The following is a 16,944-nucleotide window of genomic DNA, read 5'->3' as shown; positions in this document are numbered from 1 at the left end:
CCATGAAACGCAAATGGAGCCTGCGCCTTGGTGCAGCCGTGCTGTGCGCGGTGCTGCTGGGCAGCTGCGGGGGCACCGCCGCTGCGCCGGCAGAAAGCACCGCCCCGGCAGACCCGCTTACCGGGCAGCAGCTGCTGTACCCGGAGCAGCGGGCGGCGGCGGTGGTCATCGAGAACACCACCGGCAGCACTACCCAGTGGGGCATCGGCAGCGCCTCGGTGGTGCTGGAAGCCCTGACCGAGAGCGGCAGCTCTACCGAGCTGTGTCTGGTATACCCCGCCCTCAGCGCCATGCCCGTGGTAGGGCCGGTGACGCGCGGGCAGGACTTATACTGGCGGCTGCTCAGCGGGCAGCAGGTGCTGCCCATCCAGTGCGGCAGCAGCGCATACGCCAAACGGTATCTGGAATACTACAATCTCCGCGCGGTGGACGCGCAGGAGGTGGGGTGCAACGCCTTTGTCAGCACCGGTTACAGCTGGAACAGCACGCCCCTGTGGCGCACCAGCGGCAAAGCCGTTTCCTCGGTGCTGGACAGCCTGAGTATCTCTGCCGCCGTGAACCAGAACGCCGCCGGCAGCGAGAGCGAGACGGCAGGCGTTCTGCCCGCTCTGCTGCCCCAGCGGGACACCGGTCATCTGCCGGATGCAAACGCCGCCGATGCGGTAAACGTGACCGTGAATTTCCAGTCCGGCGGAGCCACCGGCTTTGTCTATGACGACGCCCTTGCCGCCTACGGGATGCTGCACGCCGACGGCACCCCGCAGCTGGATGCCAACACCGGCACACAGGCAGCCTTTGACAATCTGCTCATCCTGTACAGCGGCTCCTCCCTGCGGGACGACGGCCGCACGCTGGACTACGACCTTTCCATGGGCGGCGGCGTCTGGCTGAACGGCGGACACCTGTGGCAGATCACATGGACGCAGGGCACCCAGAGCACCCTTGCCCTCTACGATTCCAACGGCAAGCCGCTGGAACTCCCGGCAGGGCGCAGCTACATCGCCCTGCTTTCCAGCCTTACCGGGCAGGAGCTGCTGGTGCAAAGCAGCACCGGCGAAGCGCTGGTAGGTGCCGGGTGACCACGGCAGAAGAGCCTGAGAAGGCGCACGCCGGGAGAAACTCCCCCAGTCTCGCTGCGCTCGACAGCCCCCTCTAGGATGGGGTCTTTGGCATAGCGGTACAGTTTCCGGCTAAAGTGTAAAGCTTGCGGGCGCGCCAGAGGCTCCCTCCCCGAGGGAGCTGTCAAAACCGTCAGGTTTTGACTGAGGGAGTTAAGCTGAGAGGGTCTCAACAAAAAAGAGCCATTGCACGCATTTTGTGCAATGGCTCTTTTGGTATGCTGTTACAGATCCACCACGCTGCCGACCTCGGCGGGGGTGGTGGGCACGGGGCCCAGAGCGGCCTCGTCGGCATCGCGGCGCACCGTAAAGACGGCGCTGCGCCCGGCGGCAAAGTCCGGGTGCCAAGTCAGTTCAAGGGTCTGCCAGTCCTCCGGCACAGCGCAGAAGCAGTGCAGCAGCGCACCGCGTCCGGCGGCAAGGTTCAGGGTGAACACCGAGGCGTCCGCCGCGTTCTCGTTGTACAGCGGGGCGGCAAAGCTGCCGCAGGGCACGCTCTGGCCGTTGCAGGCAGCGGTCACGCCGGTGCCCATGCTATACAGCTGCTCCCGGGTACGCAGACCCCGACTTTGCAGGTAGCTGGTATCCACCGGCAGGCTGGCTGCCGAGAGGTTTTCCACCGAGAGGTACACCAGCACGCCGCCCAGCTCCGGTGCCGGGGCATAGCCCAGCAGCTCCACGGCGGCTTTGCCGTCCAGCAGGGCAGGCTCGCCCGCAAGACACGGCTGCTGCGCCGCAGCACAGACCCCGGTAAGCAGGGCAGCCGCAAGGCTGACCGCACCGGAACCGGCACATTTCAGGAATGACCGGCGGGAGATGGATTGGGACATGACAGCGTTCCTCCTGTATACGATACAATACTACCCTTTAACAATAAAGGATTCTGCGCGTTCTGTCAAGGGGCAGCGGGAAACTGTAACCCTTTCTTATTCGTAGGCTTCGTTTTCCTCGGCTTCGGCCTGCCCCTGCAGGGTGTCGGCGTAGCCAAAGGGTACGATGTCGATGGCCTCTACCAGCTTGTCCCGCATCCACAGCTGTACATCGGTCTGCACGGTGTAGCCGCAGCCCGGGTCTGCCATCCACTGCTCGGGGCGGCGGGTGGGCACGGCGCGCTGGCTGAGCATACTCATGATCACGCCGCCGTGGGTCACGCAGGCGGCCTCGGTAACGTCCATGCGGATCATGTACTCAAACAGCTTCATAAGGCTGTCGGCACAGCGGGCGTGGAACTGCTCGGTGGGCTCTGCGCCCTCCGGCAGATAGCCGGAACCCGGGGTGATCCACTTTTTGAAGTCCTCGTCGTGGACGAGATCCTTCACCGGACGTCCCTCAAACTTGCCAAAACCGGCCTCCCGCAGATCGTGCACCGTAAACTGGTGGGCAGCTCCGGGGAACAGGATGTTGGCAGTCTCCACCGCACGCAGCAGGGGGGAGGAGAAAACAGTATCTACCTGCGGGTAGACGAACCGCTCTTTCAGCTCGGCAAGCTGCGCACGGCCCTCGTCGCACAGGGGCAGGTCAGTGCCGCTGCCGATGTACAGGCCCTGCAGGTTGCCCGCGGTCATGCCGTGGCGGATGAGATGAAGCTTGAAGGTTTTCATGGATCACACCTCTTTTGGTTTAAAGTTCCGGATAGGGCTTAGCCCTCGGCGTAGTTGACCTCCACGGTATCGGGGAACACATTCATGTCCAGACGGCAGTCGTCGCGGATGGTCACGCTGGTCAGGGCGGTGCAGCCCTTGAATGCGCCGGTCTTGATGTAGCCCACGCTCAGGGGGATGTTGACCTCGGTCAGAGCGGTGCAGCCGTTGAAAGCGCCGGCCTCGATGTACTCCACACCGTCGGCGATGTTCACGGTAGTCAGGGCAGTGCAGTCCTTGAAGGCGGTAGCGCCCACGCTGGTAACGGTGCCCTCCACCTCAACGGTGGTGATCTGGTCGGCCTGATCAGCCCAGGGAGCCGGAGCGTCCTTGGTGAAGTTGGTCATACGGCCGGTGCCGCTGATGGTCAGGGTGCCGTCAGCCAGTGCCCAGGTCACGCCCTCGCCGCAGCTGTTGTTGGTGGCAGCAGCGGTAGAAGCAGCCACAGAAGAAGCGGCTGCGGAAGAAGCAGTGGTCTTGGAACCGCCGCAGCCGGTCAGGGCGATGGCAGCGATCAGGACAGCAGCAGCAGCGCTGCACAGACGGACTTTGCGCTCGAGTTTCATGATAAAGTTTCCTCTTTCCTATTCTTGGTATATTACCTTTTATAGCGTCTGCCTTATCCTTTGCCGATTTGTGCGCCGGTCAAGAACAGTCGCCAAGAAGAGATTATAGCACAAACTGCAGAAAGATGGAACTACCTCTTTGAAAAAATTTTGTTTCGAAAAAGACCTGCTTTCACTACGCCTGTCGTTTTTTGCCGCAGCGGAAACACAAAATCTATGTGTTAATACCCATAGTTTAGCATAGATGTGGGGTCTCCGGCAAGACTTTTGACAATAATGACGAAAAAAGACGAAAAATATCGGCATTTTTCTTGCTTTACAAGTCGTTTTCCAATGTGTATAATCAACCTGTTGTAAACCAAAAACAAGGATGTTACCAAAAAATAGATCCTGCGGACATTGAGGAGAGCACACCATGGAGTTCAATCGTATCATCAAGCTGCTGCGCAAGGAGCGCGGCATCACCCAAAAGCAGGCGGCAGAGGATCTGGGAGTCTCTCAGGCACTGCTGTCCCACTACGAAAAAGGCATCCGCGAGTGCGGCTTGGACTTTGTGGTGCGGGTGGCAGACTACTATAATGTTTCCTGCGATTACCTGCTGGGGCGCAGCGCCGAGCGCAACGGCATGATGCTCTCTGCCGAGGATCTGCCCAACCCTGAAAAGATGAAGGACAATATCTACCACGGCAGCGTGCTGCCCACCATGAACAAAAAACTTATCTCCAACAGCCTGAACGTGCTCTACGCCAAGATCGGCCAGTGCCACAGCAAGGCGTTGACCACCGAGGTGAGTGCCTATCTGATGATGGCGGTGGCCAAGATGTTCCGGCTACTCTACTCTGCGGAGCCGCATAATGCTTCCAGTATGTTCAGCATTGAGCCCCACCGCTGGCACGGCTATTCCGATGCGGTGATGCGGATGGCGGAAGCCAACGTGGAGGCGCTGCTGGACGGGCAGGATGTGAACGGCGGCGAGGGCGTCAAGGACCCCGCCTGCCTTGCCATGACCACCGAGAGCCTGACGCGGGAATTTCCGCTGTACACGCCCAGTCTGTTAAATCTGGTCAAGACCAGCGAGACCCACGTCAAGGGGCTTTCGCCGCAGGAGTGACCCCGCTTGTGAAATTGTTGTAAATAATCAGCCCGGACTCTTGCATCTGTGCGCCGGAAACGGTATAACCAGAGAAAGAAGAAAAAGAAACTGACCCTTCAAGGAGGATATACCTTATGTCTACTGTCATTTCCCGCCGCAGCTTCCTCAAGTGCACCGGTGCATCTGCCGCCGTACTGGGCGCAGCCAGCCTGCTGGGCGGCTGCAAGTCCAACGGCAACGACACTGTGGTAGAGGTCAAGGTGGGCGATACCGTCCGCAACTGGAACGGCTTGGGCGTGCAGCTGACCAGCGTGTTCCACCTGACGCAGGACCCCGTACAGCCGGCAGGCTACGAGTATCTGGGCGTGCGGGTGACCACCGTCAACCGCAGCAAGACCGAGAGCTACGCCATCGGCGCACAGGGCATTGACGCCATCAACGAGGCCTACCCCGTGCCCCCGCTGGAGAACGTGGACGCAAACTTTCAGGCCATGGCCGCCGCTACCCCGGACTTTACCGCCGTCTGCGATGGCCAGCCCGCAGCCTGCTGCGCCAATATCTCGCTGTACAACGCCAATTCCCAGAGCTTTTCCGATGTGGAGAGCCTGCCCCCGCAGGGCAGCGCCTACATCGTGCTGATGCTCATGGTGCCCAAGGACTGGAAGCAGCTGAAGGTCACTTATGTGCCTACCTTCCTGGAGGGCAAGAGCCTGACCTTCGTCATGAATGCCTCTGACGTGATCCGCAGCTGACAAAATCACCAGAAAAACCACTTAAGCTTCGTCTAAAATGCGCGATGTTGCCACAAAATCTTCACATTTGTTTTGTGAAAAATCATTGACATTTTTCTCTGTTTCGCCTATTGTATAGGTAGTGCCCTATGGCAGAATCTGTATTGATGTGTCCCAAAGGAGGAACGAATATGACTGGGGAATTTTCCCGCCGCTCTTTCCTGAAATATACCGCCCTCACCGCTGTGGCTGTGGCGGGCAGCAGCCTGCTGACCGGCTGCTCCGGGTATGCCCCGGTGCAGACCACCGTTCCCAGTAGCAACACGGTGTTGAAGGTCGTCTCTACGCTGGAGCAGGTGACATACGATAAAGAGACTAAAACCACGTCGTTCCGGTTGGTGGTGAAAAACGGTCGCAAGAATGCGCTGGAAGTGACCAAGGCGAACTTTGCCGTGATGGCAGACGGCTATCTGGCCGACCAGAACGACAAGTTGCAGGTGACCAGCCCGGATGGGCTGTACTATCAGGTCAAGAATGGTGAAACCGTTATCTATAACGTGTTTGCAAAGGATCTGAATATGCTGACAGACGGCCCGGTGACCCTTACCTTCTATCCCGATCTGCAGTACAGCGAGTTCAACGCCAATTGGAAGCTGACCGCAGATGTGCTGAAACCGGAGGAATCCGGCCCCTCCACGACCTGACCCCTTCAGCCGGAAGAACATATTGGTAAAAACGGAGGAATAAGCCATGTCTTATACATTTTCCCGCCGCGCATTCCTGAAGTATTCGGCAGCCACCGCAGTGGCAGTGGCCGGTGCCAGTCTGCTGGGCGGCTGTGAATATCAGGATCCCAAAAACCCGGTCTGCAAAACGCTGCCCGGCGCGATCAAAAGCGATTTGAATGTCATTGCCGGCCTGAAAAGCATGAAGATCGAGAAAGGCACCTGCACTTTGGAGGTGGACATTGAGTCTGCCCGTGCAAACCCCATCCGGCTGACCACGGACTGTTTCTCGATTGCCGTGAAGGATTCTGAGGGCAAATCGCGCTACTTCAGCATGAACTACGGTGGCGTGCAGATCCTGAACGCTGAGAATCTCCGAATCGAGCAGAAGAAACCCATCACGCTCCATTTGGCAGCTGCCAACTTCCCCGAGTTGCAGGATGGCGACACCGTGCTGTTCCAGTACATTCCCATCCGCGACAATTCTGAGTATTCCATGATTTGGGAGATCACCAAGGAAGTGTACGAAGAGTTCATCGCGAATCAGAGCACCAGCAAGAACTGAGCGTATCATAGCTGAACTATGACCGCAGGCCGCTGCACAAAGCTTTGTGCGGCGGTCTGTTTTTTGTGTAAAGCTACTTTAAACTGCGTGCTGATGATTCGGGCCGCAGCACCGCGCCTTTGTACGGCACATGGAGAAAAGTGTTGACGACAACCGGCTTTTTTGCTATACTGTATAAGGTTTATTTTGGAGATGTATCGAAGCGGTCGTAACGAGAACGACTCGAAATCTAAGTGGATGCTTCGCCAGAAATCTCCATATCACACGAGAGAACGTCAATTTTGATGTCCTGACAGGCTTCAGAACCTGTCTGAACGATGCGTTTTCTAACAATATTCTAACAGCAACTGTTCCAAGTTTCAAGGTCGATTTGCGATATACAAATCGTAAACTTGCCATGAAAATATACTTGGAGATGTATCGAAGCGGTCGTAACGAGAACGACTCGAAATCGTTTTGTCCTTAATCGGGCACGTGGGTTCGAATCCCACCATCTCCGCCAGAAGTCGCAGATTCAAACGAATCTGCGACTTTTTCTTTTGCATCAAGCAGAGAAAGACCGCTTTTGCTTCATCACGGTATGCTTTATACATGAACGATAAATCCATAATTACTTGGGGAGTTTGGATTCTCCCAGAAGGTTCGCAATGACCCCAGCAGACCCCTGTTTACTCTTGTAATCGAGATGTGCGTAGATGTCAGCGGTGGTAGAAAAGGTGCTGTGCCCCAGCCATTCCTGAACCTGCTTCATGGATACGCCGTTCATCACCATCAGGCTGGCGCAGCTGTGGCGCAGATCGTGGAAACGGATATGCTTCAACCCATACTTGGTCAACAGCCAATCAAAGTGCTCTGTCACGAAGTTTGGGCGGATCAGCTTGCCTTCCTGATCGGTGCAGACGAAATCCAGATACTCGGTGCTGTAACTCTTCTTGAACAGCTTACGGTAAAGCTGCTGTTTTTCCTTCTGCTTCAGAAGTTCTTCTTCCACAGCCGGGATCAGCGGCAGAGTACGGCAGCTGGTCTTGTTCTTCATCACATCGCTGACCACAGGAACGTACTTGCCGTTCACCAACTGTTCCGTCACCTTGTGATTGATGGTGATGGACTTGCGCTCAAAGTCGATAGATGACCACTTCAGCCCAAGCACCTCGCTGCGGCGCAGACCGTAGTAGGCTGTAATGAGGATGCACAGGTGCAGGGGGTCATCCTGCGATACTTCCAGCAGCTGCTGGACTTCATCCTTGGAGTAGAAGTTGGGCCGGAAGCTGTTCTTCTTCGGGCGGTCAACTTTCAGCATCGGGTTGGTTTCCAGATAATCCTTGCGGACGGCATCCTTGAACGCTTTGCCGAAGATGGCGTGGTAGTGAATGACCGTGTTGGTGGTGTAGCCCTCCAGCAAGATCTTCTCCTGAAACTCATCCAGCACCTGCGGTGTGACCTCGCACAGCTTCAAGCCCAGCGGTTCAAAATACTGCGTGATACGCCCGGTGATCATCCGATTGTAGCTGATAAAGGTTGCAGGCTGAATGGATGCCTTATGGACTTGCACCCACTCGTTGAGATAGTCCAGAAACAGCATCTCCGACTTGTTGACGGGTTGGAGGGGCAGCGGCAGGGGCTTGGCGGTTTTAGCATCTACTTTTTCGTAGGCTCCGCCCCGCCCTGTGGGCAGCTCCCCAGTCTCATCATAGTGGAGCAATACTTCCCGGAGCATGGATTCCGCCTTGCGCTTGTTGCCCCGGACGGTCAGACCTGTGGAGATCCACTTGATCTTCCGCTTACCGTTGGCATCATAAAGATTGACCACGAAATAGAAACGTCCATTTTTCTCTTGGACAGACCCTGTAGTTTTCATCATAAACCTCCTTTGGGTTAACAGGCGTGCTGTCCGTTGCTGCACCCACAGCATACCACATCCAGCGGCGGATTTCCAGCCGGGAAGGTGCTCTGTCCGGTGAGCAGGAACTCAATCACGCTCAGCTTCGGGATACGGTAGGTGCGGCCGATTTTAAGCGCAAACAGGCGGCGGGAACGGATCAGTTCCCCGACCGTGTGGCGGTTCAGACCAAGCATCTCCGCAGCCTGCTGAAGGCTGACGGCATCGGGGTAGCCGGGAAACATCTGGGAATAGGCATCGTTAAACTTCATAGGCACTCCTTCTGCATAAGTAGTTTAAGGTCAAAAAGTGTGTCATCCTTTGCAGCAAGGCTGCGTTCAGGTGACAATGTAAAGAGAGCTGACAGTAGTTTCAACTCTCGCATCGTAGATAGACTTGCAGCCCATCTGCGTCAATATGATATAGGTCTCCCATATTCGCCCTCGGCACCCTAGGAGTGGGGAATCGTCCGGCAGCGGGCTTGCACCGCACCATTGGCATTTCAGCCACCCCGTCTTCGTTATGACCGAGCTGCGAGTTACAGAAGTACCTTTTGTGAAGTACCGGACGATTGAACTATTCTGTTTTCAAAGAACGAAGTTATATAGAAAATCTTCGAAATTTAAGGCTTCCGAAAAATTGTCCCTCTAATTGGTAGGCATCGAGAAAGGCCAAAAAGTAACCCGAAAAAGAAATTTGTTAAAAAGTTCTTGGAAAATATAGCCGAAGTAGCTTCTTGGTTAAAATAACGTCGGTCCATGGGGTAACCGATGGAGGGCGAAACTTTGCAACAATGGCGGTGCCTGAAGTTGAAAGTGGTCTTGAAAAAAGATGCCCTCAATAGGTAGCCGACGAAAAAGGCCAAAACGTAGCAATGCTTTTGAAAATTAACAAAAAAGTCACAATTTGCATTTGCAAATCGTGCGTCTGCTATTAAACGGAATTGTCATAATAATCATACGAGTACAAGCAAACCTTCGTGAAAGAAGATACTCCGAAGAAATACCCCTCTATATACGAGCCCACGAAAAGGGCTATTCTGCACCCACCACTTACAATCTGTAACCAAGATGTAATCGTCCAAATTGATACTAGCCAGAAGAATCCTTCATAGCGTCAAAAAGTGTGTCACCTGCGGATAGGTGGCAATGTAAAGAGAGCTGACAGTAGTTTCAACTCTCGCGTCGCAGATAGGCTTACAGTCCATCTGCGTCAATATGATATAGGTCTCCCATATTCGCCCTCGGCACCCTAGGGGTGGGGAATCGTCCAGCAGCGGGCTTGCACCGCTTCATTGGCATTTCAGCAACCCCGTCTTCGTTATGACCGGGCTGCGAGTTACAGAAGTACCTTTTGTGAAGTACCGGACGATTGAACTGTTCTGTTTTCATGGAGCCGCTTTTTATAGAAAATCTTCGGAATTTAGGGCTTTTGAAAAATCATCCCCCTAATTGGTAGCCGACGAAAAAGGCCATTCTGCACCCACAATTTATAACTTGTAACCAAGATGTAATCTCTCGAATCGATATTCGCCAAAAAAAAGAAGCCTTCATATACGAACCCAGTTGAAAGGCCAAAATACAACCACATCTCCGAAAGTTAACAAAAAAGTCACAATTGGCGCTTATAAAAAAAGAAGGCCGGATTTTCCAGCCTTCCAAAAGTATGTATCAATGGTTGCAGTTCAAAATCTTCTCAAGCGCGTCCGCAAACCTGACATCCTGCTCCTTCGTCCGCTTTGGGCTCCCCTTGGGGTGCTTTCCGGCACGGAGGAGCTTTTTGTTTTCATACCGCCGCAGCATGAGAGCGTCTATGTTGTCGGCGGTGTATTCCAGACCATTCTGGTTCAGCACCCGGGCGCACTTGGCAAGGCACATACTCGCCAGCCCGTAGTCCTGTGTTACGACCACATCCCCCGGTTTGACCCGGTTGACCAGTGCAAAGTCTACGCTGTCGATACCCTTGTCGAATACCATCGTCTGTGCACCCTCACGTTCGATCTGGTGCGAGGTGTCGCGCAGGATGATGACAGGAACGCCGAACTGCTTTGCAATCTGCAATGTCAAATCGACAACCGGACAGCCATCTGCATCGATCAAAATGGTCATGCGTGTTCCTCCATCACCCACCGAAAGGCTTTCGCAGTGCGTAGGTCGGCGTCTTTGAAATGCCCGCCGCTGTTCCATTCAAGGGTGCAGTCTGCGCCACGCTCTGAAAGTCGGCTGTGCAGGGTGCGGATATTATCTCCTACTGCAGCCATGGCGGCGTTTTTCGTGCGCTCTTCCTTGTCGCCAAGGCTCAGATAAATGTGCTGCGTCTGTATCGGGTGCTGCTGTTCAAACTCCATCCAGCCCGGAAACCAAACAGAGGGCGAGGCGGCGGCGACACCGTAGAACAGATTTGTCTGGGTGGATGCCCACAGCGCAAACAGCCCGGCCAGCGAATAGCCGCCCAGAATGATTTTGACGTTTTCCGGGAGAGGAAACTGCTGCTTCAGTGTGGGGATGACCTGTTCTGTCAGAAAGCGCAGGGTTTCCGCAGCCTTGCCGCCAAATCCTTGCTTTCCCCACACGGCAGGAGACTTCCACGGGGAAAGTGCATCGTTCCAGCTTTCCACGGGCACGGCCGTAAACAGAAAGTGGTGCGCACTCTGTGCAATAGCGGCAACCTCGCTTTCCATGCTTTGCAACTCGTGTTCGCCGGTCATTTGGAGCAGTAGATATTCTGCATGAGCTTCGCCGTAAATGCGGCAAGGCCTGTTCCTGATCAGCATTGTCTGTGCACTCATTGCGGCAGCCTCCCAAAAAGATTTTGATAAGCCCAGTATAGCAACTGAAAAATCATTTTGCAATTCAAAAGGCGTTCGCATTCGTAGCAAGCAGTGTCTTCGTATATACAAAGACCATTTTGCGTTGCAAAATGCTTGTTGGGAAATCCCAAACCCTTGAACTGCATCCGACGGATGCAGGCTACGCGTTTTTGCAAAACGCTTTTGCGACTTGCAATTTTGTTCATCAAACTTGTATTTCTTTGCCGGAACCGTTGCGCTTTGCCGCCCAACTTGTTATTATTAAACGTGAAAGAACTTTCACAGAGAAACGGAGAAAACACCATGCCTACTTTGGAATGGATCGGAAAAAGCAAAGTTGTCAATCATCATCAGGAAGTGCCGTTCCGTGTGTTGGAGCGTCAGTATAGCTTTGACGAAATGGGCAAGCACACCGAGGACAACGGCAGTGATAACATGATTATCCACGGCGATAATCTGGAAGCCCTGAAAGCTCTGCTGCCGCAGTATGAGGGCCGGGTAAAGTGCATCTACATCGATCCTCCTTACAACACTGGCAATGAGAAGTGGTGCTACAATGATAATGTCAATGATCCACATATTCAAAAGTGGCTGGGCGAAGTAGTCGGCAAGGAAGGCGAGGATTTGACACGCCATGACAAGTGGCTCTGCATGATGTATCCTCGGCTGATGCTGCTGCAGAAGTTGCTGGCGGATGATGGGTTTATTTTTGTTAGCATTGATGTTTTTGAATATGCTTATCTTCGATGCATTATGGATGAGATTTTTGGCTCTGCCAATTTCCGAAACTGTATTGCAGTTCGTCGTGGAATTAAAAATGTTCAGGCTCAATTTGACGAAGTTCAGTCGCTTTCGTTAGGACATGAGTATATTTATCTGTACTCAAAAAATCCTCAAGCTAAGTTGCCGAAGTTGTCAAAAGGGTTTGAAGCTGATAAGGCAGGAAAATGGGATACATTCTGGCGTGGAACGGATCGCCCTACCATGCGGTATGAAATTTTTGGCATCACGCCTGAATCGGGTCAGTGGAGATGGGAGATTGGACGAGCCACAAAAGCAATGCAAAATTATGAAAATTACTTATCGAACTATGCAGCATCAATGTCGATAGATGATTTTTATATTGACCATCTTATGGCAACTAATGAAAAGATGGATTTTGTCAGAAAGAACGAAAAGGGTACAATTCAATATTATGTACCACCACAGACAGGAAAATTATTAAGTGATAACTGGATGGATATTCTCCTTTCTGGCTCGTATGCAGGATTTGATACCGAGAAAAATGTTCTTCTTATCGAAAGAATCATCAAATGGATAACGAAGGACGGCGATGTTATTCTCGATTCTTTTGCGGGTTCGGGCACAACTGCTCATGCCGTTCTAAATGCCAATAATGAAGATAAAGGACATCGCAGGTTTGTACTCGTTGAGATGGAACGGTATGCCGATACTACGACTGCTGAACGTGTGAAGCGTGTGATCAACGGCTATGGCAAAGACAAGAACGCCGTAGAAGGCACTGGTGGCAATTTCAGTTACTACGAACTGGGCGAGCGGCTGCTTCTGCCGGATGGCAACCTGAATGAAAGCATCGGCATAGACAAAATTCGTGACTACATCTGGTATACGGAAACGAAGAAACCTGCGGTGAATCAACAGAACGGAAGCCCATATTTCCTCGGTGAGAACAACCACACCGCTTACTATTTCTACTATGAGCCCGACCAGATGTGCGTGTTGGACTATGCTTTTTTGTCTACCATTCCGGAAAAAGCGGAAAACTATCTGATTTATGCTGACCGCTGTGCATTGAGTGAGAATGACCTGCTGCGGTTTGGTATTACGTTTAAGAAAATTCCGCGCGACATTGCGCGGGTGTAAGGAGGACGGCTCTTATGGAATTGAAAAATTATCAGAAAGCCGTCATTCGGGATTTGGAACGCTATCTGGAAATTCTGATGCAGACAAAGAACATCGAAACGGCCTATACTCGGCTCTGGCAGGAGAAAGATGTAAAAGTCGGATTTGGCGGAATGCCCAAGTATCAGAATATTCTGCCCGGTGTGCCAAATGTCTGCCTGAAAGTTCCTACGGGCGGCGGCAAAACATTTTTGGCTGCAAATGCCATCGAGCCGATTTTCTCCGCACTGGGTGTGGTAAAACGCCGTGCAGTGGTTTGGCTGGTTCCGTCAGATGCTATCCTGACCCAAACCTTGGCTGCATTGCGTGACCCTGCACATCCTTACCGCCAGAAAATTGATGTTGCCTTTGGCAGCCGTGTAGAAGTGTATACCAAAGAACAGCTTTTGATGGGGCAGCACTTCAATATCTCTGCGGTCAACGAGCAGCTTTCCATCATGGTGCTGTCTTACGATTCGTTCCGTGGCAAGAAGGAGCGGCTCAAGGCCAAGCAGGAGAACAGCAGCCTTGTTGCGCTGGCAAATGCACTGGGCGAACCTGATATGCCGCTGGAAGATACCGACCCGACCGCCTTGATGCAGGTCATTAATCAGCTGCATCCGCTGGTCATTGTGGACGAAAGCCACCATGCGCGCAGTAACCCGAGCAAGCAGATGCTGCAAAACTTCAATCCCTGCTTTGTGCTGGATCTGACGGCAACGCCCACTAAGGAAAGCAATATCATCTCCATTGTGGATGCGATTCACTTGAAACGCGAGAACATGGTCAAGTTGCCTGTCATCGTGATGAACCGCAACAGCCAGCAGGATGTGCTGCATGATGCCATCGAGATGCAGCGGACACTGGAAATTCACGCAAAAGATGCCTACGAAAGGGGCGGCAGCTACATTCGCCCCATCGTGCTGTTTCAGGCGCAACCCAAGAGCACAGAAAATGCAACAACCTTTGAAAAACTGCGCCAACGCCTGATTGCAGCCAACATTCCAGCAGAGCAAATTGCCATCAAGACGGCGGAGATCAACGAGTTGAAAAATGTGGATTTGCTGTCGGAAAAGTGTTCGATTCGCTTTATCATTACAGTCAATGCCTTGAAAGAGGGTTGGGACTGCCCCTTTGCGTATATCCTTGCTTCGCTGGCGAACCGCACCAGTCAGGTGGATGTGGAGCAAATCGTGGGGCGTATTCTGCGCCTGCCCTACACCCGGAAACATTCTTCTCCGATTCTGAATACTTCGTATGTTCTGACCTCGTCTGTGGACTTCAAGCGTACGCTGGACGGCATCGTCAAGGGCTTGAATAACGCAGGCTTCACTGACCACGATTACCGTGTGCAGGAAGAAGCTGCCCCGGTCGAGCCGCTGCCCAAAGTGGAGCAGACCATCTTCCCGGCACAGCCGACAAACGAAGCAATGCCCGCGGCATCGGCGGAAGAGGAAGAGTTTTTTGATTTCGACCCGACACTGTTGGGCAGCACCTTGGCAAAGGCAAGTGTTTCTCCCTCGGTGCAGAATATTTTTGACCGATCTGAAAAGGAACAGAACGATTTTGATGTTGCTATGCAGCAGCACCAGAATGACCCGTTGAGCGATTTGCCGCTGGAGGTGCAGGACAAAGTGGATGTTTCCCATGTAAATCCAGAATTTCTGGAAGATGTGCGCACCCTTAAATTGCCGAAATTCTACTTAAAAACGTTGCCAAGCCTTTTAGATCCGGAAGGAAAAACGGAGCTAGATAAAGCCCAGCTGCTTTTGGATTTTTCTCTGAAAGGAAAACCGAGTGCAATCGACTTCGGCCATCTAGACGACGATTTGGCGCAGGTCGATTTGGAAGACCGCGATACCACGACACCGCGCATCTCCAAGCTGAAAGATGATTATCAGCAGTACATGAACAGGCAGTTTCCGCTGCTTCCGGGCGAGGATAAACTGCGTATCTGCAAGGATATTATCCACAAGAGCCTTTGCAAGATGAACGCGGTGGATGATAATGAACTGCGGCGTTATGTCGATGGTATCGTTGATAATATGAACCGCGAAGAGCTGGACGCGCTGGAACGGATGCCTGTTAGCTTTGCAGCAAAAATTCGTGCATACGTCATGCAGCTTCAAGAGGAAACTGCACGAGAAAACTTCTACAAGTGGCTGGAAACGGAGAAAATCGTATGTGAACCCCGCTTTCAGTTGACGGAGTATATCACCCTCCCGGATAGCACTTCTTCAATGAGCAAGAGCCTGTACCAGACTGAGGGCAAGATGGATGGGCTGGAATACAAAATGGCTCTGGCAATGACCAACATGGACAATATCCGCTGGTGGCATCGCAACCCGGAGCGTAACAAGTTCTCGTTCTGTTTGAACGGCTTCCGCAACCATTACCCGGATTTTATCGTCCGCACGACCAGCGGAAAGATTTTGCTGATTGAAACCAAAGGCGACCAGCTGGAAAATGCAGAGTCCAGAGAAAAAATTCGGCTGGGTCGTGCATGGCAGGATGCCGCTGGCAAGCAGGCATACCGCTATTATATGGTGTTCCAGAATAAGGATTTGCAAATGGAGGGAGCATATCGCTTTGATGAGTTTTTGACGCTGTTGAGGGAGTTGTAATAGATAGACTATTCCGTTAGACAAAATTTTGTAAAATATTATCGAATAAACGTAATTATTTAAGATTGGAAAGGAGAGGCCATAAATGTCTGATCATCAGGCATCTGAGCAAATGGTGGGCTATCTTTATCAGGTGCGATATGCCTTGGCGTTGTTGTTGGATGATGATAACTCCGATTCCCAAATAAGCATAGAAAAGTTTGATGATGTCGCATTTGTTGACGGGAATACGCCTATAGAACGTATACAGTTAAAGCATCATGTAAGAAAAGCTGGAAATCTTACAGATAAGAGCACTGATTTATGGAGAACGCTAAAGGTATGGCTCGATGTGGTATCCAAATCACCGGATATAATCGAAGGAACGGAATTTCTTATTATCACAACAGCATCCGCTCCCAATAACACTGTCGCCTTTTCGTTAAGAAAAGAAAATAGGTTACAAAGAGATGCGGATATGATAGATGCACTGTATGAAAAACTAAAAGGTGTATGTACAGATTCAGAAAGCCAAGGCAACCAAAAATTTTATGAAGCATTTTTGGCAGCAGATGAAAAACTTGTCAAAGGTTTGATAAACAAAATTTATATTCTTGATAATGCAAGCAATATAGTCGATGTAGAAAAAAGTATACGAAAGCAAGTTCGGTATAGTTGTGATCGCAAATATGAAGACAAAGTTATGGAACGCTTGGAGGGTTGGTGGTATAGAAAAGCTATCGAAGGACTTTGCTCAGATACACCAATATTTATATTACAAGATCAAGTCAGATCTTATATTGTATCTACAGGGCAGGAGTATGCTGCTGATAATTTGCCAATAGATATTTTTGATTTAGGCGATGACCAGACAAACGAATCGAGTGCTATCGACAAAACATTTTACCAGCAGCTAAAATTGATTTGTCTTGGAAACCATCACCTAAAAGTTGCAGTGAATGACTATTATCGTGCATTTAATCAACGTGCAAGTTGGGTGCGAAATAATTTGCTATACATTGATGAATTGGATAAATACGAGCGACGACTAATTGATGAATGGGAACGTGAGTTTGCGATGATGGCAGATGCACTTGAGGAAAATCCGAATCTTGCAGAAGATGAAAAAGTAAAAGCAGGAAAACAGCTTCTTACTAAAATGGAAGAGAAAGATATTCGGATTCGAGAAAAGTGTCAAGCACCCTTCGTTATGCGAGGAAGTTATCATATATTAGCTGACCAACGGAAAGTGGGTTGGCATATCGACTTTGAAGAACGTCTGAAACAGTTGTTGGGCATATAAAAGGAGGCGG

Annotated in this window: 15 protein-coding genes and 1 tRNA gene; 9 read left to right on the top strand and 7 right to left on the bottom strand. The window is 51.9% G+C overall.

Features of this window, described 5'->3' with window-relative positions; all coding sequences use genetic code 11:
* The first annotated feature begins 2 nt into the window (after window positions 1–2).
* Window positions 3–1,079, top strand: a complete 1,077-nt coding sequence (locus tag MTP43_RS13105; RefSeq protein WP_249234891.1) for a DUF3048 domain-containing protein — start codon at window positions 3–5, stop codon at window positions 1,077–1,079.
* A gap of 263 nt (window positions 1,080–1,342) precedes the next feature.
* Here MTP43_RS13105 and MTP43_RS13100 read toward each other — a convergent pair whose 3' ends face one another.
* From MTP43_RS13100 to MTP43_RS13090, 3 genes are all read right to left on the bottom strand, one after another.
* Complete coding sequence (locus MTP43_RS13100) at window positions 1,343–1,948, bottom strand: Tat pathway signal sequence (protein ID WP_129873064.1); 606 nt, start codon at window positions 1,946–1,948, stop codon at window positions 1,343–1,345.
* Window positions 1,949–2,044: 96 nt separating this feature from the next.
* A complete protein-coding gene (locus tag MTP43_RS13095) occupies window positions 2,045–2,719 on the bottom strand; it encodes a histidine phosphatase family protein (RefSeq protein WP_015537667.1) in 675 nt (224 codons plus the stop codon).
* 38 nt (window positions 2,720–2,757) lie between these two features.
* Window positions 2,758–3,324, bottom strand: a complete 567-nt coding sequence (locus MTP43_RS13090) for a leucine-rich repeat domain-containing protein (RefSeq protein WP_129873062.1) — start codon at window positions 3,322–3,324, stop codon at window positions 2,758–2,760.
* Between the two features lie 415 nt (window positions 3,325–3,739).
* Here MTP43_RS13090 and MTP43_RS13085 point away from each other — a divergent pair, with 415 nt between their 5' ends.
* The 5 genes from MTP43_RS13085 to MTP43_RS13065 all read left to right on the top strand — a co-directional run bounded on the left by MTP43_RS13085 (window position 3,740) and on the right by MTP43_RS13065 (window position 6,940).
* On the top strand, window positions 3,740–4,435 hold the full coding sequence (locus MTP43_RS13085) for a helix-turn-helix domain-containing protein (RefSeq protein ID WP_249234890.1): 696 nt from the start codon (window positions 3,740–3,742) through the stop codon (window positions 4,433–4,435).
* 116 nt (window positions 4,436–4,551) lie between these two features.
* Window positions 4,552–5,169: a twin-arginine translocation signal domain-containing protein gene (locus MTP43_RS13080; RefSeq protein ID WP_015537669.1), complete on the top strand. Its 618-nt coding sequence runs from the start codon at window positions 4,552–4,554 to the stop codon at window positions 5,167–5,169.
* 170 nt (window positions 5,170–5,339) lie between these two features.
* Window positions 5,340–5,852 carry a twin-arginine translocation signal domain-containing protein gene (locus MTP43_RS13075; RefSeq protein ID WP_249234889.1) on the top strand — a complete coding sequence of 171 codons (513 nt, stop codon included), beginning with the start codon at window positions 5,340–5,342 and terminating at the stop codon, window positions 5,850–5,852.
* Window positions 5,853–5,898: 46 nt separating this feature from the next.
* Window positions 5,899–6,438 carry a twin-arginine translocation signal domain-containing protein gene (locus MTP43_RS13070; protein ID WP_249234888.1) on the top strand — a complete coding sequence of 180 codons (540 nt, stop codon included), beginning with the start codon at window positions 5,899–5,901 and terminating at the stop codon, window positions 6,436–6,438.
* 411 nt (window positions 6,439–6,849) lie between these two features.
* A tRNA-Ser gene (locus MTP43_RS13065) sits at window positions 6,850–6,940 on the top strand.
* A gap of 108 nt (window positions 6,941–7,048) precedes the next feature.
* On the opposite strand, the gene MTP43_RS13060 is transcribed toward MTP43_RS13065, so the two are convergent.
* The 4 genes from MTP43_RS13060 to MTP43_RS13045 all read right to left on the bottom strand — a co-directional run bounded on the left by MTP43_RS13060 (window position 7,049) and on the right by MTP43_RS13045 (window position 11,090).
* Window positions 7,049–8,296, bottom strand: a complete 1,248-nt coding sequence (locus MTP43_RS13060; protein ID WP_249234887.1) for a tyrosine-type recombinase/integrase — start codon at window positions 8,294–8,296, stop codon at window positions 7,049–7,051.
* Between the two features lie 17 nt (window positions 8,297–8,313).
* The gene (locus MTP43_RS13055) at window positions 8,314–8,589 is read right to left on the bottom strand and encodes a helix-turn-helix domain-containing protein (RefSeq protein ID WP_117530179.1); all 276 of its coding nucleotides are present in this window, start codon (window positions 8,587–8,589) and stop codon (window positions 8,314–8,316) included.
* A 1,398-nt stretch (window positions 8,590–9,987) separates the two neighbouring features.
* Window positions 9,988–10,425 carry a YaiI/YqxD family protein gene (locus tag MTP43_RS13050; protein ID WP_249234886.1) on the bottom strand — a complete coding sequence of 146 codons (438 nt, stop codon included), beginning with the start codon at window positions 10,423–10,425 and terminating at the stop codon, window positions 9,988–9,990.
* Entirely contained in the window at window positions 10,422–11,090 is a 669-nt protein-coding gene (locus MTP43_RS13045; protein ID WP_249235197.1) for an alpha/beta hydrolase, read from the bottom strand. The genes MTP43_RS13050 and MTP43_RS13045 overlap by 4 nt, the downstream gene beginning before the upstream one ends.
* Before the next feature lie 339 nt (window positions 11,091–11,429).
* Here MTP43_RS13045 and MTP43_RS13040 point away from each other — a divergent pair, with 339 nt between their 5' ends.
* The 3 genes from MTP43_RS13040 to MTP43_RS13030 all read left to right on the top strand — a co-directional run bounded on the left by MTP43_RS13040 (window position 11,430) and on the right by MTP43_RS13030 (window position 16,934).
* Window positions 11,430–13,010: a site-specific DNA-methyltransferase gene (locus tag MTP43_RS13040; RefSeq protein ID WP_249234885.1), complete on the top strand. Its 1,581-nt coding sequence runs from the start codon at window positions 11,430–11,432 to the stop codon at window positions 13,008–13,010.
* 14 nt (window positions 13,011–13,024) lie between these two features.
* Window positions 13,025–15,652 carry a DEAD/DEAH box helicase gene (locus MTP43_RS13035; RefSeq protein ID WP_249234884.1) on the top strand — a complete coding sequence of 876 codons (2,628 nt, stop codon included), beginning with the start codon at window positions 13,025–13,027 and terminating at the stop codon, window positions 15,650–15,652.
* Window positions 15,653–15,737: 85 nt separating this feature from the next.
* Entirely contained in the window at window positions 15,738–16,934 is a 1,197-nt protein-coding gene (locus MTP43_RS13030; RefSeq protein WP_249234883.1) for an ABC-three component system protein, read from the top strand.
* Window positions 16,935–16,944 lie beyond the last annotated feature (10 nt).

Source organism: Faecalibacterium sp. IP-1-18, from assembly GCF_023347355.1.
GTDB lineage: Bacteria > Bacillota > Clostridia > Oscillospirales > Ruminococcaceae > Faecalibacterium > Faecalibacterium prausnitzii.
Note: the sequence above shows the minus strand (reverse complement) of the source record. Positions and strands in the feature narration are given on the sequence as shown.

Bases quoted from the DNA above. Each gene is read 5' to 3' on its own strand.
- MTP43_RS13050 (WP_249234886.1), bottom strand. From the start codon at position 10,425: ATGACCATTTTGATCGATGCAGATGGCTGTCCGGTTGTCGATTTGACA.
- MTP43_RS13035 (WP_249234884.1), top strand. From the start codon at position 13,025: ATGGAATTGAAAAATTATCAGAAAGCCGTCATTCGGGATTTGGAACGC.
- MTP43_RS13040 (WP_249234885.1), top strand. From the start codon at position 11,430: ATGCCTACTTTGGAATGGATCGGAAAAAGCAAAGTTGTCAATCATCAT.
- MTP43_RS13095 (WP_015537667.1), bottom strand. From the start codon at position 2,719: ATGAAAACCTTCAAGCTTCATCTCATCCGCCACGGCATGACCGCGGGC.
- MTP43_RS13055 (WP_117530179.1), bottom strand. From the start codon at position 8,589: ATGAAGTTTAACGATGCCTATTCCCAGATGTTTCCCGGCTACCCCGAT.
- MTP43_RS13085 (WP_249234890.1), top strand. From the start codon at position 3,740: ATGGAGTTCAATCGTATCATCAAGCTGCTGCGCAAGGAGCGCGGCATC.
- MTP43_RS13030 (WP_249234883.1), top strand. From the start codon at position 15,738: ATGTCTGATCATCAGGCATCTGAGCAAATGGTGGGCTATCTTTATCAG.
- MTP43_RS13080 (WP_015537669.1), top strand. From the start codon at position 4,552: ATGTCTACTGTCATTTCCCGCCGCAGCTTCCTCAAGTGCACCGGTGCA.
- MTP43_RS13075 (WP_249234889.1), top strand. From the start codon at position 5,340: ATGACTGGGGAATTTTCCCGCCGCTCTTTCCTGAAATATACCGCCCTC.
- MTP43_RS13105 (WP_249234891.1), top strand. From the start codon at position 3: ATGAAACGCAAATGGAGCCTGCGCCTTGGTGCAGCCGTGCTGTGCGCG.
- MTP43_RS13090 (WP_129873062.1), bottom strand. From the start codon at position 3,324: ATGAAACTCGAGCGCAAAGTCCGTCTGTGCAGCGCTGCTGCTGCTGTC.
- MTP43_RS13045 (WP_249235197.1), bottom strand. From the start codon at position 11,090: ATGCTGATCAGGAACAGGCCTTGCCGCATTTACGGCGAAGCTCATGCA.
- MTP43_RS13070 (WP_249234888.1), top strand. From the start codon at position 5,899: ATGTCTTATACATTTTCCCGCCGCGCATTCCTGAAGTATTCGGCAGCC.
- MTP43_RS13100 (WP_129873064.1), bottom strand. From the start codon at position 1,948: ATGTCCCAATCCATCTCCCGCCGGTCATTCCTGAAATGTGCCGGTTCC.
- MTP43_RS13060 (WP_249234887.1), bottom strand. From the start codon at position 8,296: ATGAAAACTACAGGGTCTGTCCAAGAGAAAAATGGACGTTTCTATTTC.